Source organism: Ruegeria sp. SATB027 (genome assembly GCF_059613825.1).
In genome coordinates, this window is the sequence record NZ_JBXWTH010000016.1 from 49,713 (window position 1) to 74,555 (window position 24,843).

27 protein-coding genes are annotated in these 24,843 nt (G+C 59.8%); 6 read left to right on the plus strand and 21 right to left on the minus strand.

The genetic code is table 11. The features are described 5' to 3' along the window. Positions 1-2: 2 nt before the first annotated feature. From zwf to AC2FPW_RS01760, 3 genes are all read right to left on the minus strand, one after another. Positions 3-1,448 carry a glucose-6-phosphate dehydrogenase gene (zwf, locus tag AC2FPW_RS01750; protein ID WP_496812380.1) on the minus strand — a complete coding sequence of 482 codons (1,446 nt, stop codon included), beginning with the start codon at positions 1,446-1,448 and terminating at the stop codon, positions 3-5. A 148-nt stretch (positions 1,449-1,596) separates the two neighbouring features. Further along, a complete protein-coding gene (ptsP, locus tag AC2FPW_RS01755) occupies positions 1,597-3,840 on the minus strand; it encodes a phosphoenolpyruvate--protein phosphotransferase (RefSeq protein ID WP_480507789.1) in 2,244 nt (747 codons plus the stop codon). 46 nt (positions 3,841-3,886) lie between these two features. After that, positions 3,887-5,125: an aspartate kinase gene (locus AC2FPW_RS01760; protein ID WP_480488466.1), complete on the minus strand. Its 1,239-nt coding sequence runs from the start codon at positions 5,123-5,125 to the stop codon at positions 3,887-3,889. Positions 5,126-5,290: 165 nt separating this feature from the next. Between AC2FPW_RS01760 and AC2FPW_RS01765 the strand changes: the two genes are divergently transcribed. Further along, positions 5,291-5,647 (plus strand): hypothetical protein, encoded by a 357-nt coding sequence (locus AC2FPW_RS01765; protein WP_480488468.1) that lies wholly within the window; start codon positions 5,291-5,293, stop codon positions 5,645-5,647. Here the strand turns inward: AC2FPW_RS01765 and AC2FPW_RS01770 are convergent. The 5 genes from AC2FPW_RS01770 to AC2FPW_RS01790 form a co-directional block, all read right to left on the minus strand. Continuing rightward, positions 5,641-6,279, minus strand: a complete 639-nt coding sequence (locus AC2FPW_RS01770; protein WP_496812381.1) for an SDR family NAD(P)-dependent oxidoreductase — start codon at positions 6,277-6,279, stop codon at positions 5,641-5,643. The genes AC2FPW_RS01765 and AC2FPW_RS01770 overlap by 7 nt on opposite strands. A gap of 3 nt (positions 6,280-6,282) precedes the next feature. After that, positions 6,283-6,738: a DUF1178 family protein gene (locus AC2FPW_RS01775; protein WP_480546425.1), complete on the minus strand. Its 456-nt coding sequence runs from the start codon at positions 6,736-6,738 to the stop codon at positions 6,283-6,285. A gap of 72 nt (positions 6,739-6,810) precedes the next feature. Beyond that, entirely contained in the window at positions 6,811-7,272 is a 462-nt protein-coding gene (locus tag AC2FPW_RS01780) for an NUDIX hydrolase (RefSeq protein ID WP_496812382.1), read from the minus strand. A 140-nt stretch (positions 7,273-7,412) separates the two neighbouring features. Beyond that, the gene (locus tag AC2FPW_RS01785) at positions 7,413-8,156 is read right to left on the minus strand and encodes an EcsC family protein (RefSeq protein WP_480900283.1); all 744 of its coding nucleotides are present in this window, start codon (positions 8,154-8,156) and stop codon (positions 7,413-7,415) included. Positions 8,157-8,208: 52 nt separating this feature from the next. Next, on the minus strand, positions 8,209-8,703 hold the full coding sequence (locus AC2FPW_RS01790) for a GNAT family N-acetyltransferase (RefSeq protein ID WP_267363076.1): 495 nt from the start codon (positions 8,701-8,703) through the stop codon (positions 8,209-8,211). 72 nt (positions 8,704-8,775) lie between these two features. On the opposite strand from AC2FPW_RS01790, the gene AC2FPW_RS01795 reads away from it, so the two are divergent. After that, positions 8,776-9,381, plus strand: coding sequence for a flavin reductase family protein (locus AC2FPW_RS01795; RefSeq protein ID WP_496812383.1), 606 nt, complete (start codon positions 8,776-8,778; stop codon positions 9,379-9,381). Positions 9,382-9,516: 135 nt separating this feature from the next. Here the strand turns inward: AC2FPW_RS01795 and AC2FPW_RS01800 are convergent, their stop codons facing one another. Beyond that, entirely contained in the window at positions 9,517-11,151 is a 1,635-nt protein-coding gene (locus AC2FPW_RS01800; protein WP_480507780.1) for a SulP family inorganic anion transporter, read from the minus strand. A 165-nt stretch (positions 11,152-11,316) separates the two neighbouring features. Here AC2FPW_RS01800 and AC2FPW_RS01805 point away from each other — a divergent pair, with 165 nt between their 5' ends. From AC2FPW_RS01805 to AC2FPW_RS01815, 3 genes are all read left to right on the plus strand, one after another. Next, on the plus strand, positions 11,317-11,877 hold the full coding sequence (locus AC2FPW_RS01805) for an invasion associated locus B family protein (RefSeq protein ID WP_496770475.1): 561 nt from the start codon (positions 11,317-11,319) through the stop codon (positions 11,875-11,877). Positions 11,878-11,943: 66 nt separating this feature from the next. After that, positions 11,944-12,816 carry an S-methyl-5'-thioadenosine phosphorylase gene (locus AC2FPW_RS01810; RefSeq protein ID WP_480586186.1) on the plus strand — a complete coding sequence of 291 codons (873 nt, stop codon included), beginning with the start codon at positions 11,944-11,946 and terminating at the stop codon, positions 12,814-12,816. A 302-nt stretch (positions 12,817-13,118) separates the two neighbouring features. Then, positions 13,119-13,748, plus strand: coding sequence for a LysE family translocator (locus AC2FPW_RS01815; RefSeq protein ID WP_496812384.1), 630 nt, complete (start codon positions 13,119-13,121; stop codon positions 13,746-13,748). A gap of 8 nt (positions 13,749-13,756) precedes the next feature. On the opposite strand, the gene AC2FPW_RS01820 is transcribed toward AC2FPW_RS01815, so the two are convergent. Then, the gene (locus AC2FPW_RS01820) at positions 13,757-13,930 is read right to left on the minus strand and encodes a hypothetical protein (protein WP_209505622.1); all 174 of its coding nucleotides are present in this window, start codon (positions 13,928-13,930) and stop codon (positions 13,757-13,759) included. 325 nt (positions 13,931-14,255) lie between these two features. On the opposite strand from AC2FPW_RS01820, the gene AC2FPW_RS01825 reads away from it, so the two are divergent. Continuing rightward, complete coding sequence (locus AC2FPW_RS01825) at positions 14,256-14,795, plus strand: adenine phosphoribosyltransferase (RefSeq protein ID WP_209505620.1); 540 nt, start codon at positions 14,256-14,258, stop codon at positions 14,793-14,795. A 42-nt stretch (positions 14,796-14,837) separates the two neighbouring features. Here the strand turns inward: AC2FPW_RS01825 and AC2FPW_RS01830 are convergent, their stop codons facing one another. The 11 genes from AC2FPW_RS01830 to coxB form a co-directional block, all read right to left on the minus strand. Then, the gene (locus AC2FPW_RS01830) at positions 14,838-16,253 is read right to left on the minus strand and encodes an FAD-binding oxidoreductase (RefSeq protein WP_496812385.1); all 1,416 of its coding nucleotides are present in this window, start codon (positions 16,251-16,253) and stop codon (positions 14,838-14,840) included. 38 nt (positions 16,254-16,291) lie between these two features. Next, the gene (locus tag AC2FPW_RS01835) at positions 16,292-17,110 is read right to left on the minus strand and encodes an MBL fold metallo-hydrolase (RefSeq protein WP_480484384.1); all 819 of its coding nucleotides are present in this window, start codon (positions 17,108-17,110) and stop codon (positions 16,292-16,294) included. Between the two features lie 102 nt (positions 17,111-17,212). Next, complete coding sequence (locus tag AC2FPW_RS01840) at positions 17,213-17,797, minus strand: GNAT family N-acetyltransferase (protein WP_480586169.1); 585 nt, start codon at positions 17,795-17,797, stop codon at positions 17,213-17,215. Beyond that, positions 17,797-19,059, minus strand: coding sequence for a M16 family metallopeptidase (locus AC2FPW_RS01845; RefSeq protein WP_496812386.1), 1,263 nt, complete (start codon positions 19,057-19,059; stop codon positions 17,797-17,799). The genes AC2FPW_RS01840 and AC2FPW_RS01845 overlap by 1 nt, the downstream gene beginning before the upstream one ends. Continuing rightward, the gene (thrC, locus tag AC2FPW_RS01850) at positions 19,056-20,444 is read right to left on the minus strand and encodes a threonine synthase (RefSeq protein WP_496812387.1); all 1,389 of its coding nucleotides are present in this window, start codon (positions 20,442-20,444) and stop codon (positions 19,056-19,058) included. The genes AC2FPW_RS01845 and thrC overlap by 4 nt, the downstream gene beginning before the upstream one ends. After that, a complete protein-coding gene (locus tag AC2FPW_RS01855) occupies positions 20,441-21,118 on the minus strand; it encodes an SURF1 family protein (RefSeq protein WP_480915107.1) in 678 nt (225 codons plus the stop codon). Before AC2FPW_RS01855 ends, thrC begins: the two co-directional genes overlap by 4 nt. Before the next feature lie 156 nt (positions 21,119-21,274). After that, positions 21,275-22,090: a cytochrome c oxidase subunit 3 gene (locus AC2FPW_RS01860; RefSeq protein ID WP_209505605.1), complete on the minus strand. Its 816-nt coding sequence runs from the start codon at positions 22,088-22,090 to the stop codon at positions 21,275-21,277. Between the two features lie 22 nt (positions 22,091-22,112). Continuing rightward, positions 22,113-22,688, minus strand: coding sequence for a cytochrome c oxidase assembly protein (locus AC2FPW_RS01865; RefSeq protein WP_480586161.1), 576 nt, complete (start codon positions 22,686-22,688; stop codon positions 22,113-22,115). Continuing rightward, entirely contained in the window at positions 22,688-22,849 is a 162-nt protein-coding gene (locus AC2FPW_RS01870; RefSeq protein WP_267363054.1) for a cytochrome c oxidase system small membrane protein, read from the minus strand. Before AC2FPW_RS01870 ends, AC2FPW_RS01865 begins: the two co-directional genes overlap by 1 nt. Further along, positions 22,846-23,796: a heme o synthase gene (gene cyoE, locus AC2FPW_RS01875; protein WP_480900302.1), complete on the minus strand. Its 951-nt coding sequence runs from the start codon at positions 23,794-23,796 to the stop codon at positions 22,846-22,848. Before cyoE ends, AC2FPW_RS01870 begins: the two co-directional genes overlap by 4 nt. Positions 23,797-23,884: 88 nt before the next feature. Next, complete coding sequence (coxB, locus tag AC2FPW_RS01880; protein WP_267363050.1) at positions 23,885-24,796, minus strand: cytochrome c oxidase subunit II; 912 nt, start codon at positions 24,794-24,796, stop codon at positions 23,885-23,887. Between the last annotated feature and the right edge of the window lie 47 nt (positions 24,797-24,843).

The following is a 24,843-nucleotide window of genomic DNA, read 5'->3' on the forward strand; positions in this document are numbered from 1 at the left end:
GATTACCCTCCGATCTGACGCCAGCGACGCCCATCGCGATGCATCAGCATCAGTGCTTCTTCGGGGCCTGAACTGCCCTGATCGTACTTGGCGGGTTTGTCCCCGCGCTGTTCCCAGCCGTGAATGATGGGATCGACCCAGGCCCAGGCGGCCTCGGCCTCGTCCCCGCGCATGAACAGGGTCTGATCGCCCCGGATGACATCCATGATCAGGCGTTCATATGCGTCCGGGGATTGCGAGTCATCACCCAGCGCGTCGGCAAAGCTCATGTCCAGAGCGACATCTGACAGGCGGAACCCGCCCTGCCCCGGTTCCTTTATCGTTGTGCGCAGGGTGATGCCTTCGTCAGGTTGCAGGCGGATCACCAGCACGTTGCCATGCAACGGGCCGACATTGGGAAAGATCGTGTGTGGCGGGTCGCGGAAGAACACCGCGATTTCAGAGGCACGTGCGCGCAGGCGTTTGCCTGTGCGCAGGTAGAACGGTACCCCGGCCCAGCGCCAGTTGCCGATATGGACCTTGAGCGCAATAAAGCTTTCGGTGCGGCTGGCCGGCTTGCCAACGTGATCAAGGTATCCGTCACCGCCCTTGCCCGTGCGATACTGACCACGGGCGATATCCCTGGGTTCGACCGGTTCCAGCGCCTCGATCACCTTGACCTTCTCGTCGCGCACCGCGTTGGGAGAGAACTTTGACGGAGGTTCCATCGCGGTCAGGCACAACAATTGCACCAGATGGTTCTGGATCATGTCCCGCATCGCGCCGGATTGATCGTAATAGGCCCCGCGCCCTTCGACCCCGACGGTTTCCGCCACGGTGATCTGCACATGGTCGACATGGGTCGAATTCCAAAGCGGCTCGAACAGGGAATTCGCAAAGCGCAGCGCCATCAGGTTCTGCACGGTTTCCTTGCCCAGATAATGGTCGATCCGGTAAATCTGGTGTTCCTTGAAACACGCCCGCAAGCCTTCGTTCAGCGCTTTGGCCGAGGCCAGGTCATGGCCGAAAGGCTTTTCGACAACGATGCGGCTGTCCGGCGTGGCCAGACCTGCGTCATGCAGGCGCTGTGCAATGCCCGAAAACAGGCTGGGGCCTACTGACAGGTAAAAGGCCCGCACCACGTCGGGGCGCAGCATCTTGGACAGATCGGACCATCCGGCATCGCCCAGTGCATCCACCGGCACGTATTCAACATGGGACAGGAACCGGTCCAGCGTGCCCTTTTTGAACTTTGGCGCGAATTCCTGCATCGATGCACGAACCTGATCGCGAAACCCGTCGCTGTCGATATCCGAGCGTGCCGTGCCGATGATCCGCGCCCCATCAGGCATCTGGCCGACCTCGAACCGATGGTACAGGCCCGGCAGGATCTTACGTTGCGCCAGATCCCCGGTCGCGCCGAACAACACAAGATCGAACGGCTCTACCGGAATTACGCGTGAAACCATCACAGGCTCCTTCTCGAGTTTGCCGATATCAGTTCAGCACGGCATGAAACGGCTCTACGGCATACTGTTACCGCTAACATTGCCTGCGTGATAAAAAGCCCGCGCGAAAAAATCAAGCATAGTTTCCCAAAAAGCGAGGTTTTGCGGGCTATACCTGACTGCGCAGCCATTCCATCACGGCCGGGCGTACAGATTGTTCGCCACGATGGCGTGCGTCCGCGATGATTTTGCGCACCTCCATCAGGTCACACCGCAGCAACAGGCTTTTGACCGGACCAATCGACGCCGGGCGCATCGACAGGGTGCGAATACCCATGGCCGCAAGGCACAGCGCTTCAACCGGGCGGCCCGCATCCTCGCCACAGAAACTGAGCGGGGTGTCCGAAAGACCGCAGCGTTCGACAATGCGTTCCATCAGGCTCAGGAAACTGACGTTCAACGTGTCATAGCGGCGGCGGACCAGTTCATTTTCGCGGTCAGCCGCAAAAAAGAACTGCTTGAGGTCATTCCCGCCGATCGAGATGAAATCGACCTCGTCAAAGAACTTTTGCGGCGCAAAGGCCAGCGATGGAGTTTCCAGCATCGCGCCGACTTCAAGCGTTTCGGGCAGAACATGGCCCAGTCGCTTTTCGCGTTCGATAGTTTTGTTCACCTCCCAGCGGGCTTCGCGATATTCCTCGGCCTGCGCGACAAAGGGGAACATGATGGTCAGCGGGCGACCATTGGCGGCGCGCAGAAGGGCCTGCAACTGCATCCGCATCACGCCGCGTTTGTCCAGACCGACTCGAATGGCGCGCCAACCCAGGGCCGGGTTGGGTTCGGCCACGTGTTTCATATAGGGCAGCACCTTGTCCGACCCGATATCGAGTGTGCGGAATACCACCCTTTTGTCGCCCGCCGCATCCAGTACCCGCTGATACTGGGTGACCAGCTCGGACCGTTTGGGCATCTGATTGCGGATCAGGAATTGCAGCTCGGTTCGGAACAGGCCAACACCTTCGGCACCCGACGTTCCCAGCGACGGGAGATCGGCCATCAGGCCCGCGTTCATCACCAGATTGATGCGCGTTCCGTCGCGTGTGACACAGGGGGTTTCGCGGATCGAGGCATAGCGTTCCTGTGCCTTGGCCTGCATCGCGATCTTGTCGCGGAAGGCGCTGACCACGCTGTCTTCGGGGCGCAGATGAACAACGCCCTGATCACCGTCCACCAGCACATGGTCGCCGTTCAGCGCTTCGGTCGTGATCCGGCCCACATGGACCACCAGAGGGATTGCCAGCGCACGGGCCACAATGGTGGCGTGACTGCCGACTGAACCTTCTTCGAGGATGATCCCCTTCAGCGCCCGCCCGTATTCCAGCAGGTCGCCGGGGCCGATATTGCGCGCGACCAGAATCGGATCGGGCGGCAGATCGGCGCTGTCGGTTTTTCCCTGCCCGGTCAGAATGCGCAACAAACGGTTGCTGAGATCGTCAAGATCCGCCAGCCGTTCGCGCAGATAGGGATCGGACACCTGCCCCATCCGGGCGCGCGCCTGAGATTGTTCTTTCTCGACCGCGGCCTCGGCACTGAGCCCCAGGGCAATGTCCTCTTCCATCCGGCGCATCCAGCCTTTGGAATTGGCAAACATCCGGTAGGCTTCCAGCACCTTGAGCTGTTCGGTGTCACCATCCCGGGAAATCTCGAGCATCTTGTCGACACCGACGCGCAGCTCTTCCACCGCCTCGTTCAGACGTTCGCGTTCCCGGTGCGGGTCTTCGGCAATCGGATTGGTGACAACCACACGGGGTTCATGCAGCCAGACATGGCCTTCGGCGGAGCCTTCCTGCGCCGGGCCGCCGCGCAGCAGGACCGATTGCTGGTGCCGTGGCGACAGTGCCGCGCCTTCGCCGACAAAGGCGCCCAGTTCGGTCATTTCGGCCAGGACCATGGCCACCACTTCCAGCGCATAGATTTCGTCGGCGGAAAATTCGCGCGCTTTGCGGGACTGGACAACCAGAACACCCAGCTTTTCCCCAAGGCGCTGCACCGGCACGCCGAGAAAGGACGAAAACCGCTCTTCCCCGGTTTCCGGCATATACCGGAACCCTTTTTCAGACGGCGCATCCGGGGTGTTGACCACCTTGCCGGTCTTGGCGACCCTGCCCACCAGCCCCTCGCCCATGCGCATCCGGGTCTGGTGTACCGATTCAGGCGCAAGCCCCTGGGTCGCACAGAGTTCCAGGGTCTCATCATCGCGGAACAGATAGATTGAGCACACTTCGCTGCGCATGCTGTCGGCGATCAGATGAGTGATCTGATCAAGACGCTCCTGTCCAGCGGCTTCGCTGGCCATCGCCTCGCGCAACCGCCCCAGCAGCTTGCGGGATTCTGTTTCCGTGCCGTCCGCCATGGCCCAACCAATTCAGTGTGTCAGGCGAAACCCTTGGCCGATCAGCTCAGGCCGCCTTGTCCAGTTCAAAGGCATCATGCAGTGCCTGAACGGCAAGTTCCATGTATTTCCTGTCGATAAGAACGGAAATTTTGATCTCGGAGGTTGTGATGACCTTGATGTTGATCCCCTCATCCGAGAGTATCTTGAACATTTTGGCCGCGACACCCGATTGCGAGCGCATACCGATTCCCACCACCGAGACCTTGCAGACACCGGTATCGGCGACCAGTTCGGCATAGTTGAGCTCGCCCTTGTCCTTGATCGCCAGCAGCGCTTTTTCGGCACGAACCACCTGATCGGTGGGGCACGAGAAGGTCATGTCCGTGCGCCCCTCGTCCGAGATGTTCTGCACGATCATGTCGACATTGACGCCCTCATCGCTGAGCGCGGTGAAGATGGTCGAGGCGATACCGGGACGGTCCGCCACCGAAACGACGGTCATCTTGGCCTCGTCACGGGAATAGGCCACACCGGCCACAACATTGGATTCCATGATATCCTCCTCGTCAACGACCAGCGTACCGGCCTCGTCGGATTGTTCTTCGAAACTTGAAAGAACGCGCAGTTTTACCTTGTAGCGCATCGCCAGCTCGACCGAGCGGGTCTGCAGCACCTTGGCGCCCAGCGACGCCAGTTCGAGCATTTCCTCGAACGAGATCCTGTCCAGCTTGCGCGCCTTTTCGCAGATGCGCGGATCGGTAGTATAGACGCCGTCCACGTCGGTATAGATGTCGCAGCGTTCCGCACCAAACGCGGCGGCAAAAGCCACGGCAGTGGTGTCAGAGCCACCCCGGCCCAGCGTAGTGATGCGGCCTTCGGGGCTGAGCCCCTGAAACCCGGCCACAACGGCCACTTTCATGCCTTCGCCGAATTTCTGGTTGATGTTCGTGGTCGGGATGTCTTCGATCCGCGCCTGGCTGTGCGCGCTGGTTGTCAGCAGCGGCACTTGCCAGCCCTGCCAGCTGCGCGCAGGAACATCCATTTCCTGCAATGTCAGCGCCATCAGGCCAGCGGTGACGTTTTCGCCCGAAGATACCACAGCATCGTATTCACGTGCATCAAACAGCGGCGAGGTCTCGTTCACCCAGCCCACCAGCTCGTTGGTTTTGCCCGACATGGCCGAGACGATGACGATCACGTCATAGCCCTTGGCAACTTCGACACCGATGCGCTTGGCAGCACGGCGGATGCGGTCCAGGTTGGCGACCGAAGTGCCGCCGAATTTCATAACGAGTACGGGCATGGGGGCAAAAGTCTCCGCGCCTTGGATTAGAGGTCCCGAGCCTCATAAGCGAGGGGCACCCCAAGAGCAAGAGCGCAAACAGGACCCGCCTGTGGCACAGGGCCGCTTTACATTGCGCAGGTGCGGTGTCAGCCTGCGAGTAACAACCAAATCAAGAGGTTCCCCATGTTTCGCCTAGCCCTTGCCGTTACTTTGTTGTCGTCGCCTGCATTGGCGCAGGTTGCCAGTGTGGCCGGCACGGACGGAAAGAATGCACTGGGCAAGGTGCCCTGCGCCGCAAATGCCGGTGACCCGATGCAAAGCTGCAATGCAGAACTGCGCCGCCATGATGACGGCACAACGACGCTGGCCGTGGCTTTGGGGGGTGGCAAGGTGCGCAACATCTATTTCAAGGATGGTGCGCCGGAGTCCAGCAGCTCGACCTCGAAGATGACTTATGAAACGCTGGGTGACGTGCTTGTGGTCTATATTGAACCCGGTGAGGTCTATGAAATTCCCAAAGCGGCGCTGACCGGTCAGTGAGCGTGCGCCTGCCCGTCATAGGTTTCAAAACAGCCGGTAGAGCTGATTGACAGGGCTTCAAAGCGTTCCATCAGGCCCAAGACGGCCTGATCGACATCAATATCGGCGGCCGCGCCGCCCATGTCGGTTTGCACCCAGCCCGGATGATAGATACCCACGGCGATCCCGTCGGCTTTCAGATCCGTCGCCAGATTCCGCCCCAGGTTCAACGCCGCCGCCTTGGAGGCACGGTAGATATAGCTGCCCCCCGGTGCCCGCGTATGGGACGCCATCTGCGACGAGATGATCGCGACCTTGCCGCCTGCGGCGCGCAGATTGGGCAACAAGGCCTGAACGGTCAGGAAAACGCCGGTCACGTTGGTGGCAAAGCTTTGCGCCCACATATCGGCGGGGTAGTCGTTGATCGTGTGCCCCTTGTCCAGATAGACCCCGGCATTGCAGATCAGAAGATCAACGGGCTGGTCTTTCAGCTGTTCGGCCATTGCTGCCTGTTGGGCCGGGTCCGACACGTCCAGACGGACCTGTGCACTGCCATCGCGTGCGGTTCCGGTAACCGCGTCACCGCGGGTGTCGTAGCGCGTGGCAAGGGCGCGGCCGATACCGCGATTGGCACCGGTGATCACGACATGCATGGATCAGTTGGTCTTTCTGCTGGGCAGAAACGGCAGCGGTGCCACCGGCACGCCATCTTCGATCAGCGATTTCGCCTCATCCGGTCTGGCTTCACCATAGATCGAACGCTCTGGCGCCTCTCCCAGATGCATCTTGCGCGCTTCGCTTGCAAAATCCTTGCCAACGTAGTCCGAGTTCTTTTCGACATGGCGGCGTATTTCGGCCAGAACTTTCTCGATCTCGGGCGAAGGGGTGGCGACGTTGATCTGTTCATTGGATGCAGGCGCGTTTTCGGGCTTTCCCTGCGCATTCCGGGCCGGTCGGACACGCGGTGTCATGATCGCCTTCGCAACCTGCGTACATCCGCAGATCGCGCAGGTCACCATCTTGGCAGAGGCCAGCTTGTCAAAGGCTTCTGCGGATTGAAACCAGCTGTCGAATGTGTGGCCTTCACTGCATTTCAACGCGTATTGAATCATGTTCAGTCCAAAATTACGATTGGCGAATAGATACCGACCAGACTGACAATATCAAGCCTCTCTGGCGCTATCTTAATGCGTATGGGTCTTAAAGTCGCGTAACAATTCGGCAAGCTCGGGTGATCTGACCTTTTGGGCCGCGCATTCAGGTGCAAACCACTTGCGCCTGCGCTCGTGCTTTTCGGGGAAGTCCTGCGACATTACCTGTACATGCAGCGCAAAAACATCAACCAGAATAAAGGTCGGGGGCTGATTTGGGCGGTGCTTGAGGTGCAGAAACTGCCCCAGCCCCGCTTTGCTGCATCGCCCCGTCACGCCCGCTTCTTCCCAGGCTTCCTGCACTGCGGTTTCTGATGGGGTCAGGCCGGGGATGAGCCACCCTTTGGGGACAATCCACCGCTGGGCTCGGCGTGTCGTGATCAGCAACACCTCTGGCTGGCCACGCCGTATCCGGTAACACAGGGCAGAGGATTGCCGCAAAACAGGGTGTTCCGCAGTCTCAGCCAATTCACGCAGTACCGGTCTTGCATTCATTGCGCGACGCACCTTTTGTTCGGGCAAAGGACCCGTTGGCGTTATAGGCCCGCAGGACACGCCTATTTAGCGCCTTTCTCTTGAAAAACTACCATATGAAGTGGTGCCCGCCAAGTCCGGCGTGATGGCGCATTTGTTGATCACATACGGGCTGACAGCTGTTTCACCAGCTCGTTATGCGGGATATCGGCATCAACCGCCAATCTTCGCAGGCCGAAATGCACACGCGCGATTTGCTGGTAATAGCGCGAATAGACATAGTTCGTTCCACCACCGGCCAACGCGCCGAGCACCGGGACGGACTGTGCCGCCAGTTTTTGCCCCAGCACGATTGAAAAGCGTGGTGCCACTGCAGCAATCAGACGCTGCATGGCCGGACCCGTCAGTGTCAGGCGCACCGAGAAAAAGCCAAGATCCGCACCGTCATCATGCGACAGCGGGCCCGATGCGGACAAAACCCGCACACAGTCGAACTTTACGTTCTCGGCAGACGGATCGAAACCTTCGCGCGCGGCGGCCCCCTGAATGGCGCGCAACAGCATGGCGGTTGTTGCAGGCAGCTCCATCAGGGCTGTTGAAACACCGCCCAGCCCGCCGGCCGCGCCCATGGCCGTGGCAAGCGCGGTATTGACCCAGGGCTGCTGATCAGGGATCGCACGCCGGGACCCCTGAGCCGCGTGCATCGCAAGCCACAGCGCCTGCTCGGTAGCCCCTGTCAGGCCGTTCCGAACCGGATCGGGCAATTGCTCGAGCAGTGACTCGGCTGACCCGCCCAGCTTGTTCAGCAGTTTGACACCAGCCCCTCCGGCAGATCGGTAATAACCCGCCAAACGATCCAGTTCAGCCTCGGCATCCACGTTTTCGACAAGAACCACGTTCTGCATGTGCGTCCTCCTGCCTATCAACATCGGCGTTAAGCCGTGTCGATTCAATAGGTCAGCGGGTCCAGCGGGTGACGGCCCCCTGAACTCCGGACCAGACACCGGGCATCAGTTCCAGCCCCAAAACCCGGTCCGGGTTGGTGGGCGGTGGCATCTCGACACCTTGCAGCCGCGCAAAACCAAATCGCCTGTAATAGGGTTCGTCACCGACCAGCATGACCCGCTGCCACCCGCGCTTACGCCCGGCTTCGACACCGGCATGGATCAGATACCCGCCCAGACCCTCGCCCTGGTGGGTTGGGTGTACGGCAACCGGGCCTAGCAGCAATGCATCGTGTTCACCGACATGGACCGGCCAGAAGCGGATCGCCCCGGCCAGAATGCCCTGACCGTCGCGCGCGACCAGTGACAGGTCAGAAACCGGCGGCACATCATCGCGCAACCGGTAGGACGACAACGCCTCACGGCCCGGCGCAAAGCACAGGTCATAGAGGGCTTCGACCTCCCACCAATCGTCCGGCTCTTCTGGCCTGATCCCGAATTGCTGCACACCCGCCCTCTTTTCCTTGCTGGAAATCGCCCTAGCACTTCGTTACGCCTTGGGCAAACGCTTGGAGATATGATGTTCTACCGCCCCGAAGACGGCCACGGCCTGCCGCACAACCCGTTCAACGCCATTATCACGCCACGCCCGATCGGCTGGATCTCGACCCGTGATGCGGATGGGATCAACAATCTGGCACCCTATTCCTTTTTCAACGGGGTTGCTTACACACCGCCGCAGGTAATGTTTGCCACAACCGGCACGAAACACGATCAGATCGGCGGCAAGGACAGTATCGCCAATATCGAGGCGACAGGTGTATTCTGCGTGAATGTTGTAGCCCTAGCGCATCAGGATGCGATGAACGCCAGCTCGGCCAGCCTTCCGAAGGAGGTGGACGAGTTTGCCCATGCCGGATTAACCCCGGTCGAATGTGAAACCATACCCTGCGCCCGCGTACAAGGCGCCCCGGCAGCACTGGAATGCAAGTTGACCCAGATCGTCACTCTGCCGGGCGCGGCCAACCGCGTCGTGTTCGGCGAAGTAACAGGCGTACATCTGCTCGACGACCACATCCGAGAGGGCAAGTTCGAAGTAACCTCATTCAAACCTCTGGCGCGGCTTGGGTACCGGGACTATTCGGTCGTGTCCGAGTTGTTCTCGCTCAATCGCCCGGATGATTGAGGGTGTCGGGGGCTCTGCCCCCACCACCCGTTCCGGGCGGCTCCCCCGGGATATTTTTTGGCCAGATGAAGCAGGGATCCTTCATTCATCTGGCTTCAAATATCCCGGAGCGCGAGGCAGAGCCTCGCAAATGGATCAGTGGCCGCCCAGAATGCCGGTACGGACCGAGTAATCCACGGCAAGTTCGTAATCCGGGTCATCGTCACTGTCGACCATCAGGTGGCCTGCCTTGTTCAACAGCTTGTGACAATCCCGGCTCAGGTGGCGCAGCATGACGCGTTTACCCGCGGCCTCGTATTTGGCCGCGATGTTTTCGATGGCTTGCAACGCCGACTGGTCAACCACACGGCTTTCAGCGAAATCGACGATGACGGTTTCCGGGTCATTCGGCACATCGAAGAGTTCGATAAAGCCATCCGATGACCCAAAGAACAGCGGCCCCTGGATTTCATAGACCTTCGCCCCTTTTTCGGTTGCGGACTCACGGGTGACGGCGTGGATGCGCTTGGCGTTGTTCCAAGCGTAGGCAAGAGCCGACACGATGACACCGACCACAACAGCAACCGCGAGGTCTTCCATCACTGTCACGACGGTGACCAGAACGATGACAAAAGCGTCAGTCAGTGGAACCTTGCGCAGGATCTTGAACGAGTTCCACGCAAAGGTGCCGATGACCACCATGAACATCACCCCAACCAGCGCGGCCAGCGGGATCTGCTCGATCAGCGGTGAAGCGAACAGGATGAAGGTCAGCAAAAACAGCGCCGCAGCGATCCCGGCGATACGGGTCCGGCCACCGGATTTCACGTTGATCATCGACTGACCGATCATCGCGCAGCCACCCATGCCTCCGAAAAAGCCGGTCACGATATTCGACGCACCCTGGGCGATACATTCCTGAGAGGCCCCGCCGCGCTTGCCGGTAATCTCACCCACAAGGTTCAGGGTCAGAAGGGATTCAATCAGGCCAATCGCGGCCAGAATGACAGCGTAGGGCAGGATGATCTCGAGCGTGCCCCAGTTCAGTGGAACCATCGGGATGTGGAAGGCAGGCAGACCACCTTCGATCGAGGCCAGATCACCGACGCGCGGAACATCCAGCCCCAGACCGATCACCAGCGCAGCGACAACCAGAATACCGGCCAGAGGCGCAGGAATGATGCGCGTGATGCGCGGCACCACCCAGATCACCGCCATGGTCAGTGCCACAAGGCCCAGCATGGTGTATAGCTGCGCACCGGAGAGCCATTCTCCACCGCCCATGCCGTGACCGGTGTTTTCCATGGTGCCCGGCACCTTGAACTGGCCCATCTGGGCCAGAAAGATCACGATAGCCAGGCCATTCACAAAACCCAGCATCACCGGGTGCGGCACCAGTCGGATGAAGCGGCCCCAATGCATCGCCCCGGCGATAACCTGGAGGATCCCCATCAGCACCACCGTCGCGAACAGGTATTCGACCCCATGTTCGGCCACCAAAGCCACCATGACGACCGCCAGCGCGCCCGTCGCGCCCGAGATCATGCCGGGTCGCCCGCCGATCAGCGCGGTGATGAGCCCCACAAGGAAAGCGGCATATAGGCCCACCAGCGGGTGCACGCCTGCCACAAAGGCAAAAGCCACGGCCTCGGGCACCAGTGCGAGGGCCACGGTCAGGCCGGACAGCAGCTCGATCCGCAGGCGAGAGAAGGTCAGCCCCTCATCCGGCACCCAGCGCAGATCAGGTATGGCGATACGGTTGGCAAAACTTGCCAGCAAGGCTCGGGGCATTGGACAGTCCTATAGGATTTTATGTTCGCGCGAAGGGGTCGTTGTAGCGGGCGCTCCGCTGTTAAGCCACCGCAGGAGGTGGGATGCAGCCATGCGCACAGCGCATAACTCGCCTCTCGGCAACGTGATTTGCGGCACCCGGATCAAGCACCCAAATGTGAGTTCATGCGTTGGATTGCCCTTATATTTCTATCGGCCCTGCCCGCCTTTGCACAGGACTTGCAAGGGAATGACACGGCTGGAAACTGGCGTGTCACGCACCATGAAATTTTCGGCATCTGGAATTCGATTTGTGACGAGCGTGAAGAAGCCGGTACTTTGGTGCAGCGCTGCTACATAAGGCGCGCCGAGGTGTTTTCCTTGCGTCCGAAATTTGCGGCGCAATTCATGTTCATCACACCTGAACCAGATGGTTTCAAAATCGAGTTCGGGATTGAGCCCGGCACCTTCTTCAGCCCTTCTGGATTCCGCATAGAGAAAGATCAGGATGTGATCTGGCGCACGCGGCGCCCCGGGTGCCTGACAGGGTTAAGCTGCACATTCGAGGATCATCGCGCCGACGGCCTGCTGGATGCCATGCTGAACGGGGATGCGTATCGTTTTGAGTTTCGTGACAGGCATGGTCAATCGCAGGATCTGACGTGGCCGCTGGATGAGTTTGGAGCCGCGTGGGCAGATTTCAATACGCAATCTCAACAGCGTAACCTGCTGGCGAAACAGGAATAGACCTCTTGTCAATTTCGGGCCGAACCCGCACAAATTCAATATCAGTATTTCAGGCGGAGCAGGACAGTGACCCAAACCAGGATTGCCGTTATCGGCGGATCAGGCATCTATGACATCGATGGGCTGGAAAATGCGGAATGGGTCAGTGTCGATACCCCTTGGGGGGCGCCCTCGGATCAGATTCTGACCGGGTCGCTGGACGGTGTCGCAATGGCCTTTCTGCCGCGCCATGGGCGCGGGCATGTGCATTCACCGACCGATGTGCCCTATCGCGCCAATATCGACGCGCTGAAACGGCTTGGTGTGACGGATGTGATCTCGGTCTCGGCCTGCGGGTCGTTTCGCGAACACATGGCACCGGGTGACTTTGTCATCGTCGATCAGTTCATCGACCGGACATTTGCGCGCGACAAAAGCTTTTTCGGAACAGGCTGCGTCGCCCATGTCAGCGTTGCGCATCCGACCTGCCCGCGCCTGTCGGACGCCTGTGAGACCGCAGGCAAGGCTGCCGGTATCACGATCCATCGCGGCGGCACCTATCTGGCGATGGAAGGGCCGCAGTTTTCGTCTCTGGCGGAATCGAAGATGTATCGCGAGCAATGGGGCTGCGACGTGATCGGCATGACCAACATGCCCGAAGCCAAGCTCGCCCGCGAAGCCGAGCTTTGTTATGCCTCGATCGCGATGGTCACCGATTTTGACAGCTGGCACCCGGATCATGGTGAAGTGGATGTGACCACCATCATTGCAACCCTGACCGGCAATGCCGACAAGGGCCGTGCACTGGTCAAGGGCCTTCCCGCCCTGTTGGGGGCCGACCGCGCGCCCTGTCCGCATGGCTGTGACCGGGCGCTGGAATATGCCATCCTGACTGCGCCCGAAAAGCGCGATCCGGCGCTACTGGCCAAACTGGACGCGGTGGCGGGTCGAATTCTCTAAGTTCCGCGCGACGCATCAGGCATCATCGCCGCCAGAAGTTCGGGTTCCCGGATCACGTTTTGAAAGCGTCCAAGCATGACATCGACCCTGTGCCCGTAACTGCCCGAGGACAGGGAAACGGGTTCATTCTGCCGGGATACTCGCCGCAAAGATGCGACGGTTGTGAAGGATCGCACTGGCACCAGTTTTCGGGCCTGTCAAATCGGTCCAATCAGGCCCGAAAGCTGGTCGCCATGAAAATTGTCAAGCACCGGTAGTTTGGCTATATCGGTACCAAAGGAACGTATTGAGAGCAGACCCTTATGTCTCTGGAACTCTGGCTGGCCTTTGTTGCCGCATCCACCGCCTTGCTGCTGATCCCGGGCCCGACGGTGCTGTTGGTGCTGAGCTATGCGCTGTCCAAGGGGCGCAGCGTTGCCGTGGCCTCGGCCACAGGGGTCGCTGTGGGGGATCTTGTGGCGATGACCGCATCTTTGTTGGGGCTAGGCGCGCTTGTTCTGGCCTCGGCCACCTTGTTTTCCATCCTCAAATGGGTCGGTGCGGCCTATCTGGTTTGGCTTGGGGTTAAACTGCTGCGCAGCGCCCCGGCAAGTGGTCTGGGAACGGTCGCGACCGGGCGGGATGTCACCCCCCGCAGCGTGTTTGGACATGCGGCCGCAGTCACAGCACTGAACCCGAAATCCATCGCCTTTTTCATCGCCTTTGTGCCGCAGTTCCTGCGCCCGGCTGAACCACTGGTGCCGCAATTTGCCATCCTGATTGCCACTTTTGTCGGACTGGCCTGGCTGAATGCACTGGCATATGCGTTGCTGGCTGACCGGTTGCGGCGTCTGATTGGCCGCGCTAGCGTGATCACCGGCATGACGCGGTTTGGCGGGCTGACTCTGATCGGGATGGGTTTCGCCACGGCGGTTCTGCGCCGCCCGGCCTGACCCCTTCTTCAGTTTTCGGCGTTTTCCTTCATGAACCCGCGGATAAACCGGCGGATTTCGCGGGCAGCTGATGTATCCAGCTCCCTGCACAACTCGACAAACGCGTCGCGTTCATCCTTGTCCAGACGCAGAACCAGCTGGCTGTTTTTCTTCGTCGATCCCTTGCCGTCTTTCTTTGGCACGCGCGTTGCTCCTAGCAAATGCTCGTTAATTCAGGCGATGCATTGTGTATACATAGCATAGTGATTGTCGTTATCGGGCACTTAACAGCACCGGAACAGAAATGGCAATGAACCTTCAAACCGTCTGGGGCCTTTCTTTTGCGAGATCAACGCAAATGCACAAGCCGCACCTGTCTTGGCCACCTGCCACGCTTCACCGGTATTACGGATTGCCCAAGGCTGTGGTTTCGTGCCGCTAGTGATCGCGTGAATGAATTGTTCCTTGCATGGCTAACCCTCTTGGGCCAAACACGTTTTGGTATTTGAAGCGGAAAAGGGTTGGTTCATGTCAAGGAACAAGACTGTCAAAGACTACATCCGGACGATTGTCGACTTTCCGCATGAAGGAATTCTGTTTCGCGATGTGACGACGCTGTTTGCCGATCCGCGCGGATTTCGGATGGCCATTGACCAGATGCTGCACCCCTATGCCGGGGAACGCATCGACAAGGTTGTCGGCCTCGAGGCGCGGGGCTTTATCCTTGGGGGGGCGATTGCGCATCAGCTGAGTCTGGGCTTCGTACCGATCCGCAAGAAAGGCAAGCTGCCCGGCACAACGATCAGCCAGGACTACAAGCTGGAATATGGTGAAGCGATCGTCGAGATCCACGATGACGCTATCCAGCCAGGCGAAAAGATCCTTGTCGTTGACGACCTTTTGGCCACAGGCGGCACTGCGGCGGCGGGCATCAAACTGATCGAGCGTTTGGGCGGTGAGATCGTCTCATGCGCGTTCATTATCGACCTGCCTGACCTCGGCGGGCGCAAAGTATTGGAAGATATGGGCATGGACGTGCATGTCCTGTGCGAATTCGAAGGGCTTTAACGCGGCAACCTTCGGATTTCTTAACAAGAGTCAGAGCCGGGTTCACGCCTTCAGCACCGCGCCGGGATTCATGATGCCCAAGGGGTCCAGCGCCGCCTTGATGGTCCGCATTGCATCCAGCTTTACCGGATCGCCATAGCGGTCCAGATCGTCCGTTTTCATGCGGCCCACGCCGTGTTCCGCGCTGACCGAACCATCAAAGGCATGGACCAAATCATGCACGGCCCGCTTGACCACAGCGCTCTGACCCTCAAATTCCGCGCGGCGCTGCCCCTTGGGGGGAAAGACGTTGTAGTGCAGATTGCCATCCCCGAGATGGCCAAAGCAATTGATCCGGAACGGCCCGAGACCGGAAACCAACTTTTCCCCTTGGCGCACAAATTCCGGAATTTCTGAGATCGGGATCGAGATATCATGGCTCGACACCGAGCCGATCAGGCGGTTGGCCTCGGGGATTCGCTCGCGCACGGCCCACAACTCATCACGCTGCGCCTCGCTTTGTGCAATCACGCCATCCTGCACCAGCCCAAGCGCTTGCGCGTGGACAAAGATATCCTCCAGCGCGTCGGACGGAGACTGCCCCGTGGCCAGCCCCAATTCGATCAGAACGCTCCACTCTGGCGGTGTTTCAAACGGTTGCCGGACATCCGGCAGAACCTCGGACAAGAACTTCAGCCCCTGCCGGTGGATCAGTTCGAAAGTGCTGACAGCCTCGCCCTCGCGATCACGCGCCTGGGCCAGCAGGGAAATGGCGGCTTCGGGTGACGCTACCTGAAACATCGCCGTCCCGATCGCGGCAGGCCGGGGAAACAGCTTGAGCGCGGCTGCGGTGATGATCCCCAGCGTGCCCTCGGCCCCGATCAGCAGATTGCGCAGGTCATAGCCTGTGTTGTCCTTTCGCAACCGGCTGAGACCCTGCCAGATTTGACCATTGGGCAGAACGACCTCGAGCCCAAGGCACAAGTCACGCGCATTGCCATAGCGCAAGACGTTGACGCCCCCGGCATTGGTGGACAGGTTGCCCCCGATCCGACAGGATCCCTGCGCCGCCAGCGTCAAAGGAAACAGGCGGTCTTGCGCCTCGGCCGCGGCTTGGACATCCTGCAAAATGGCGCCGGCCTCGGCAATCAGTACGTATTCGGTGGGATAGACGGACCGGATGGCCGTCATCCGCTCCAGCGAAATCACAAGGGGCGCGGGCCCATGCGGCATCACCTGCCCCCCGACCAGACCGGTTCCGCCACCATAGGGCACCACGGGAACACGCATTTCGGACGCCACCTGCACCAGTACCGAGACCTCCTCGGTTGTGCGGGGCAAGGCCAGCAGGCCAGCCTGTCCGGCATATCGCCCGCGCGGCTCTTCGAGATACCGGTCGGTCACCGGGCGCAGCACCTGATCGCCCAGTTTCGAGCGGATCAGCGTGGCAATGCGGTCATCAGCGGGGTTCAGACTCATACGCTTTCAATGCCCAACCGATTCCGCCACGGCAAGCCTTATTCCAGATCAATCAGATAACGCGGCTCCAGCACGACAACCGTTGGACGGTCCGGCAAGTCACGCAGAGAGACGGTGATCTCGGACACGCCGTCACGTTCAACCGGGAACTCATCCCGGATATCCACGAGGAAGCGATCAAGCGAAAACTCCGAGAACCAGTGCATCGGAATGATCACCGAGCTTTTCAGCCGCTTCAGAACCGAGATCATGTCGGGCAAGGGCATGGTTGTTCCGCCATCGACGGCCGCCATGACCACATCCAACCGACCCAGCGCAGCAAACTGTTCGTCTGACGGTACATGATGCAAATGTCCCAGATGGCCGATACACAGCCCTTCGACCTCGAACACGAAGATAGAATTGCCGCGCTCCTCAACTCCGCCATAGGCCGAGCGGATATCGGTCGGGACATTGCGTATCAGCATCTCGCCCAGATCCAGGTGATGTTCAATTCCTTGCCCGAACTCTCCCCATCCCGGCAGGACATGCGGGATCGCCGGGTCGGGATGCGCCGTCCAATGGGTGTCATGGGCATGGTTCATTGTCACCACATCGGGAATCAGATCGGCACCCCCGATGAACCCGGTAAAATCGGTCACCACATTCAACCCGCCACGGGTCTGGATCATAAAGGCGGCATGCGCGACATAGCTGATGCGCACCGAAAACTCCGGTACCGGGTCCTGCCACGCAGCTTTGTGCAGATACTCGATCCCCGGCGCAGCATCGGCGATAGCGATACAATGGCTCGGCCGCCGCTCCTGCGCCACGGCCTCGCCCGAAATCACCATCAATGCCGCAACCAACCAGCGCATACCCGAAGTGTAGCGCAGATCGCCACCAAGTCATGCCCCTTGTTCATCTGGCCAAAAATATCCCGGGGGAGGCGCGGCTTGCCGCGACGGGGGCAGAGCCCCCTAGCCCGCGTCCGTCTTGCCGCGCCGGTCGGACCGCAGGCTGGCATAGAGAACATGCGTCCGCCATCGCCCGTTGATCTGTAGATAAGACTGCGCCACGCCTTCATATTTGAAGCCCGAGCTTTCCAGCAAACCGCGCGACGCCCGGTTTTCCGGCAGGCACGCGGCTTCGATCCGGCTCAGGTCCAGACGGGTAAAGGCGTGATGCAACATCGCGCCGATCGCTTCGCGCATGTATCCCTGACGGGCAAAGGATTCACCGGTCCAGTAACCTAGAGTTCCGGCCTGCGCAGGACCGCGCCGGATATTGTCCAGCGTGATCGCCCCGACCAACACATTGTCTTCACGGCGAAACAGGAACAGCGGGATTGCTGTGCCACTCGCGACCGAGCGCTGAGCCCAGTAGACCCGATTGGTAAAGGATTTGCGGCTCAGGTGATCCTTGGCCCAGATCGGCTCCCACGGGGTCAGGTAATTTTTTGAGGCGCGCCGCAACGCCGCCCAATCGTTGAAATCGGAATGTACAGGCGGACGCAAGCTGAGCCGCGCGGTCTCGAGTTTCAACTTGCGTCTGCCCAACAGCATCACGCTGCACGCCTCTCCTGCAAGTCCGCCAATGTCGGTGCGTCTGCGACCGGTCCGTAAAGCGCCAGCGCCGCCGGGGCCTGAACGGCCATGGTTTCAGCAAAGGCGCGCACGTCGTCGGTGCTGACCGCATCGATCTTGGCAACCGTATCTTCCAGCGAGGGCACCCGTCCCCATATCTGCACCAGCCGCGCCAGACGCTCGGCCCGATTCGACGGGCTTTCCAACCCCATCAGCATCCCGGCCTTCATCTGGGCGCGGGCACGGGCGACCTCTTCGGGGTTCATGTCCTCGGCGGCGCGCTTCATCTCATCGATGGTGATTGTCGCCAGTTCGGCCACCTGATTGGCCGAGGTCCCGGCATAGATCGTGGTTGTTCCGGTATCGGCATAGGCACCGGTCTGCGCAAAGATCGTGTAACAAAGCCCACGTGTTTCGCGCACCTCCTGAAACAGGCGCGAGGACATGCCACCGCCCAATGCGGTCGAATAGATCTGCGCCGTGTAGATCGCGTCATCGCGATAGCCTGGGCTTTCAAGCGCCAGGGCGAAATGTGCCTGTTCCAGCTCTTTTACCCGCCGGGCTTCGCCGCCGGTAAAGCGTGCAACCTCGGGGATCAGACCCTTGCGGGATTGCAGATGACCAAACATCTCTTCGGCCAGTTTCATCAGCATGTCGTGATCCACAGCACCTGCAGCGGACAGGATCATCTGATCGGGGCCGTAATGCTCGGCCACGAACCCCGACAGATCCTCGCGCGAGAACGCACTGACCCGTTCGGTCGGGCCCAGAATGGTACGGCCCAGAGGCTGGTCGTGATAGCTCTGCTCCTGCAACCAATCAAAGATTACATCGTCCGGCGTGTCATAGGCCTGGCCGATCTCCTGCAAGATCACGCCGCGCTCAACCTCGATTTCGCGCGGGTCGAAAACCGGGTTCAGAACGATGTCGCCGATCACGTCCATCGCCAGCGCCACGTCATCCTTAAGCACCCGGGCATAATAGGCCGTCACCTCACGCGAGGTATAGGCGTTGATGTATCCACCCACATCCTCGATCGCCTCGGCGATTTGCAGCGCCGAACGCCGCTCGGTTCCCTTGAACGCCATGTGCTCAAGGAAATGCGCGATGCCGTTCTGTTCGATCCGCTCATGCCGCCCACCGGCGGTCACCCAGATGCCGATGGCCGCAGATTGCAGCCCCGGCATATGTTCACTGACGATACGGAACCCGTTCTTCAGTTGGTCTTGTCTGACAGTCACTCAGCGATGTGCCTTTTTATATGATCCTCGATGGCGCCCAGATCGTTGGCTATCCGGGTCACCCGTTCCGGACGTTCATACAGATCAGACATGCGGGAGGGAAGAGGCGGATGTTCACCACTCGCCGTCTCGACCGCGGCCGGGAATTTGGCGGGATGCGCGGTGGCTAGCGTGATCATTGGCATGTCGGCCGCGCGGTGCTCTTCTGCGACCTTGATGCCCACGGCGGTGTGCGGGCAGACCAGTTCGGCACTGTGCACCAGCGTGGATTTGATCGTAGCCAGCGTTTCCTCTTCGGACACCCGGCCCGAATCGAAATTCTCACGCAGCGCTTCCATCGCCCCCTGACTAATATTGAAGCCACCCTGTTTCAGCTCATCCATCAATTGTGCGATGGCCCCGCCATCTTCGCCATAGGCATAATAGAGCGCGCGTTCGAAATTCGAGCTGACCTGAATGTCCATCGACGGGCTGATCGAGGGGATGGTTTCGCCCTTGAAATACCCCTCGCCCGAGAGGCAGCGATGCAGAATGTCGTTCTGGTTGGTCGCCACCACAAGGCGATCAATCGGCAGCCCCATTCGCTTGGCCAGATAGCCTGCGAAGATGTCGCCAAAGTTGCCGGTTGGCACCGTGAAGCTGACCTTGCGATGCGGCGCACCAAGGCTGACGGCAGCCGAGAAGTAATAGACGATCTGCGCCAAAACGCGAGCAAAGTTGATCGAGTTCACACCCGCCAATTTCACACCATCGCGGAAGTCGAAATCGTTGAACATATCCTTCAGCGCGGCCTGACAATCGTCGAAATCGCCGTCCACGGCCAACGCATGCACATTGCTGTCCGCAGGCGTCGTCATCTGGCGACGCTGCACCTCGGACACGCGGCCATGCGGAAACAGGATGAACACATCCACAGCATCCAGCCCCCGGAACGCCTCGATCGCGGCTGAGCCGGTATCCCCGCTGGTCGCGCCGACGATAGTCACACGGTCACCGCGACGCTTCAGCGCCACCTGGAACAACTGACCGATCAGCTGCATGGCAAAGTCCTTGAAGGCCAGCGTGGGGCCGTGGAACAGTTCCAGCAGGAAGTGGTTCTCGTTCAGCTGCTTCAATGGCGCGCGGGCATCGTGGCCGAAACCTTCGTAAGCGCGGGCGATGATCGCCTTGAACTCATCCTCGGCGAATGAGCCGCTGACATAGGGCCACATCACACGGAATGCGATTTCTTCGTAGGGCAATCCGGCCAGCGCCGCGATCTCGTCCTGCGACATCACCGGGATTTCGGCGGGCAGATACAGGCCACCATCGCGGGCAAGTCCGGTCAACATCGCCTCTTCAAACGTCAGTTCGGGCGCCTGCCCGCGGGTCGAGATGTATTTCATGTCGCGTCACTTTCAGAATTGGCACGGCTGCGCCACAGGAAGTATCCGGTCATCGCGGCCCAGACCAGAGCCAGACCAAACCAGGTTATTGCATATTGCAGGTGATCGTTTGGTATGCCCGCCGTGTCCACCGGCAGCGGCGTCACATTCGGATCGGTTTGCGAACGGGCGATCAGCAGAACCGGTTCCGCGCCCAGTGCACCCGCAAGCGCGGGCACATCGCGGGCGAACCAGATGTTGGCGTCGAGATCAGGTGCGGGCGTGTAACTGTCGATTTCATCTGGCCAGTGCAGATTGCCGGAAATCTCCATCTGGCCGTTGCGCCGCTCGGCCTGTTTGGCCGTGGTCGGGATGAACCCCCGGTCAATCAGAATGGTCCGGCCCCCGGTAATGAACGGCTGAATGATGCGATACCCCGCACCGACCTGTTTGAGCGAAACAAGAACGTGAACTTCCGCAGGCTCCGTCTCGCCCGACACCGTTACCGGCAGGTATTTGTCCTGATCCACCGAAACCTGCAGCGGGAGGGAAACCGGCGCAGCCGAGATCCGCTCTTCGATCTCGGCCAGCACGTCCTGCTTCCACGCCAGACGCTGCACCTGCCAGATGCCCAGCGACAGCAGCACGCCCAAACCGGCGAGGCCGAAGATTAGCAGGAACAGGGTACGGCGCATGTCAGGACCACACTTCTTTGCAGGAACCGGCGTCTTGTTAAGGGGCGCGCGGGCTGAATTGCAACCACGCAATTGTATGGGGCGCAATCTTGCGCCCCACATAGAGAAAAAGCCGCCCCTTGGGGCGGCTTTTGCAACTGATCAGCCTGACCGGCGTTACATCAGCGGAGCCTGGCCCCAGATGTAGACGGCAAAGAACAGGAACAGCCAGACCACGTCGACGAAGTGCCAGTACCAAGCGGCGGCCTCAAAACCGACGTGTTTTTCGGGGGTGAAGTCACCCTTAAGCGCGCGGATCAGGCAGACGGTCAGGAAGATTGTCCCGATGATCACATGTGCGCCGTGGAAACCCGTTGCCATGAAGAAGTTGGAATAGAACTGGTCGCCGCCGAATTCCCAGCCTTCATGCTTGAGCAGTTCGGCGTATTCATAGCCCTGAAGGAAGGTAAAGGCGATGCCCAGCACGATGCCAATGGCCAGACCATTGATCAGCGCCTTGCGGTCGTTGTCATGCACCAGCGCATGGTGCGCCCAGGTGATCGCACAGCCTGACAGTAACAGGACCAGAGTGTTGATCAGCGGCAGGTGAAACGGGTCAACCGCATGAATATCCGGCTGAATGTATTCGGTGCCAGCATAGTCGTACATCGGGTACATGCGATGTTTGAAGAACGACCAGAACCAGGCGAAGAAGAACATCACCTCGGACATGACAAACAGGATGAAGCCGTAACGCAGACCGATGCGGACAACAGGCGTGTGATCACCCTGACGGCTTTCCGCAACCACATCCGACCACCAGGCGAACATCGTGTAAAGCACAGCTGCCAGACCGGCCCAGAACATGAAGGGCGTGATGCCTTGCATCCAGAGAACGGCTCCGAACAGCATGACAAAGCCGCCGACGGCGCCGATCAGAGGCCAGATCGACGGGGCCAGAATGTGGTAATCGTGGTTTTTAGCGTGTGCCATCAGCGTCCCTCACCTACAGGCGTTAGTTCGTGTTTGTATCTGCCTGCGCATCGAGGGCGGCATAGCCCTCGGGCAGGTCAATTTCGTAGAATGTATACGACAGCGTGATCGTATGAACATACTTGGCTTCAAGATCCTCGACCATTTCCGGGTCGACGAAGAAAGTCACCGGCATCTCAACGCGTTCGCCGGGTTGCAGCACCTGCTCTTCAAAGCAGAAACAGGCAATCTTCTGGAAATACCCACCCGCAGAATAGGGCGCCACGTTGTAAGACGCCTGCCCGGCAATGGGGCGGTCGGTCGGATTAAAGGCCTCGTAAAACGCGAGACCGGTTTCGCCGATGCGCACATCCATCTCGCGCACGACCGGCTTGAATTCCCATTCCATATCCTTGGCCTTGGACGCGTCAAAGCGGATGGTAACGGTGCGATCCAGAATGGTATCGGGGGCGGTTTCGGCAACACCGGTGGTGCCGCCAAATCCGGTCACCCGGCAGAACCAGTTGTAGAACGGCACCGACGCCCAGGCCAGACTGCCCATCAGGACAACCACGCCAACGGTCTGGACAACCGTTTTCTGAGGACCGGACAACGCCATCAGTTCTGAACCTCTTGCGTCGCCCTGTTGAAATCAGTGCCCGAGACCTTGACGATGGTCAGGCCAAAGATGATCACGATAAAGGCGGCCAGCGTCAGGCCGACTCCCAGATTGCGGCTGAACCGGCGCTGATGCAGCTCGTGGTCTTTGCGAAGGCTCATGACCATCCCCCCAGACCATAGGGTTTCAGCAGGGCTTCGGCCAGAACGGCACCGAAATGCAGGAACAGATACAGCAGCGACAGCTTGAAGAAACCGCGTTCGACCTTGAAATTATCGGCCTCGGAATCGTCCTCGGTCCGGCGCGAGATTTTCCACGCGCCCCGCAGGAACAGGATGTTCAGAACCAGTGCAACAGTCAGATAGATCGGGCCGCCAATACCCGAAAACGCAGTTCCAACGGCCAGCAGAGCCAGCAGAGCTGTATAGACCAGGATATGGATACGTGTCGCGCGGCGACCGTGGGTGACGGTCAGCATCGGCACGCCCGCGTCGTCATAGTCCGAGCGCATGAACAGGGCCAGCGCCCAGAAATGCGGCGGCGTCCACATGAAAGTCAGGGCAAACATCAGCCAGGGCTCGACCGACATCGATCCCGTGGCGGCCACCCAGCCGATCACCGGAGGGAACGCGCCCGCTGCGCCACCGATCACGATGTTCTGCGGCGTCGAACGCTTCAGCCACATCGTATAGACGACAACGTAGAAGAAGATGGTGAAGGCCAGAAACGCGCCTGCAAACCAGTTGGTCGCAAGGCCCAGCATGATCACCGACAGACCCGACAGAGCCAGACCAACAGCCAGCGCCTCGCCTTCCTCGACCTTGCCCGAAGGGATCGGGCGGGATTTGGTGCGTTTCATGACACGGTCGATATCCGCGTCCCACCACATGTTCAGCGCACCTGAGGCTCCGCCGCCGATGGCGATGAACAGGATGGCGCAGAATCCGACGAAGGGATGGACAGGAACAGGGGCCGCCAACAGGCCGACCAATGCCGTGAACACGACCAGCGACATCACGCGCGGCTTCAGCAGGGCGAAGTAATCGCCAAAGCCGGCCTCGTCCGCCCGGGCGGTCGCAGTGCTGGCATTGATGCTTGCGTCGGTCATTTCCGGTCCTTCTGGGGCGAATACTGCGCGGATCGCCCGCGCAGCCTGCATCTTGTGTCAGGCGGGGTTCAACCCGCCCCTATCGTACTCAGTTCGAGGCGACCTGATAGCTTTGCGGCAGGCCCGCGTATTCTTCGATCGCGCCCTGCAGCCATTCGTCATAGACTTCCTGGCTTACGACCTTGACGGTAATCGGCATATAGGCGTGGTCCTTGCCGCACAGTTCCGAACACTGACCAAAATAGATGCCTTCCTTGTCGGCCTGGAACCACAGCTCGGCCAGACGTCCGGGCACACCGTCCTGCTTTACGCCAAAGGCCGGGATGGTCCACGAGTGAATCACGTCGGATGCAGTCACCTGCATCACGATGACCTTGCCGACCGGAACGACAACAGCGGTGTCGGTGGCCAGCAGCCATTCATCATCGCTGTAGCCTGCATCAATCAGCTTGGCGCGCATTGCGTCATCCAGAACAAACGGCGTTACATCCGCATCTGCGGGGCGTGCGCCCTCGTCCAGGGTCGCCGGGTGGCCCAGCAGATAGCTGTCGAATGCGAAATCGTGATCAACATACTCGTAGGTCCAGTACCACTGGTTGCCGACGACTTTGATGGTGATGTCACCTTCCGGGATTTCCTGCTGTTTGAAAAGAACCGGCAGCGAGAACGCGCCAATAAACACCAGAATCAGGATCGGTCCCAGGGTCCAGGCGATTTCAACCGGAGTATAGTGCGAGAAACGCGCCGGAGTTGGGTTTACGCGCTGGTTGTAGCGCACGATGCAATAGATCAACAAAGCTGCAACCAGCAGACAGACTGCGGTGATGATCACAAGAATCATGCTGTCCAAATCCCGGATACCCTGGGCAAGGCTGGTGGCCGCGGGCTGGAAGCCCATGCCGCCGTCTACCGGCTTGCCAATAATCTCAAGCTCCTGAGCCATGGCGGGTAGGCTGGAGAGGGCTGTCATAAACCCTGAAAGCATCAAAGCATTCTTCATGTTCTGTCCTGATCGTTTGATCTTTGCGTCCCTGACGGAAAGGTGTG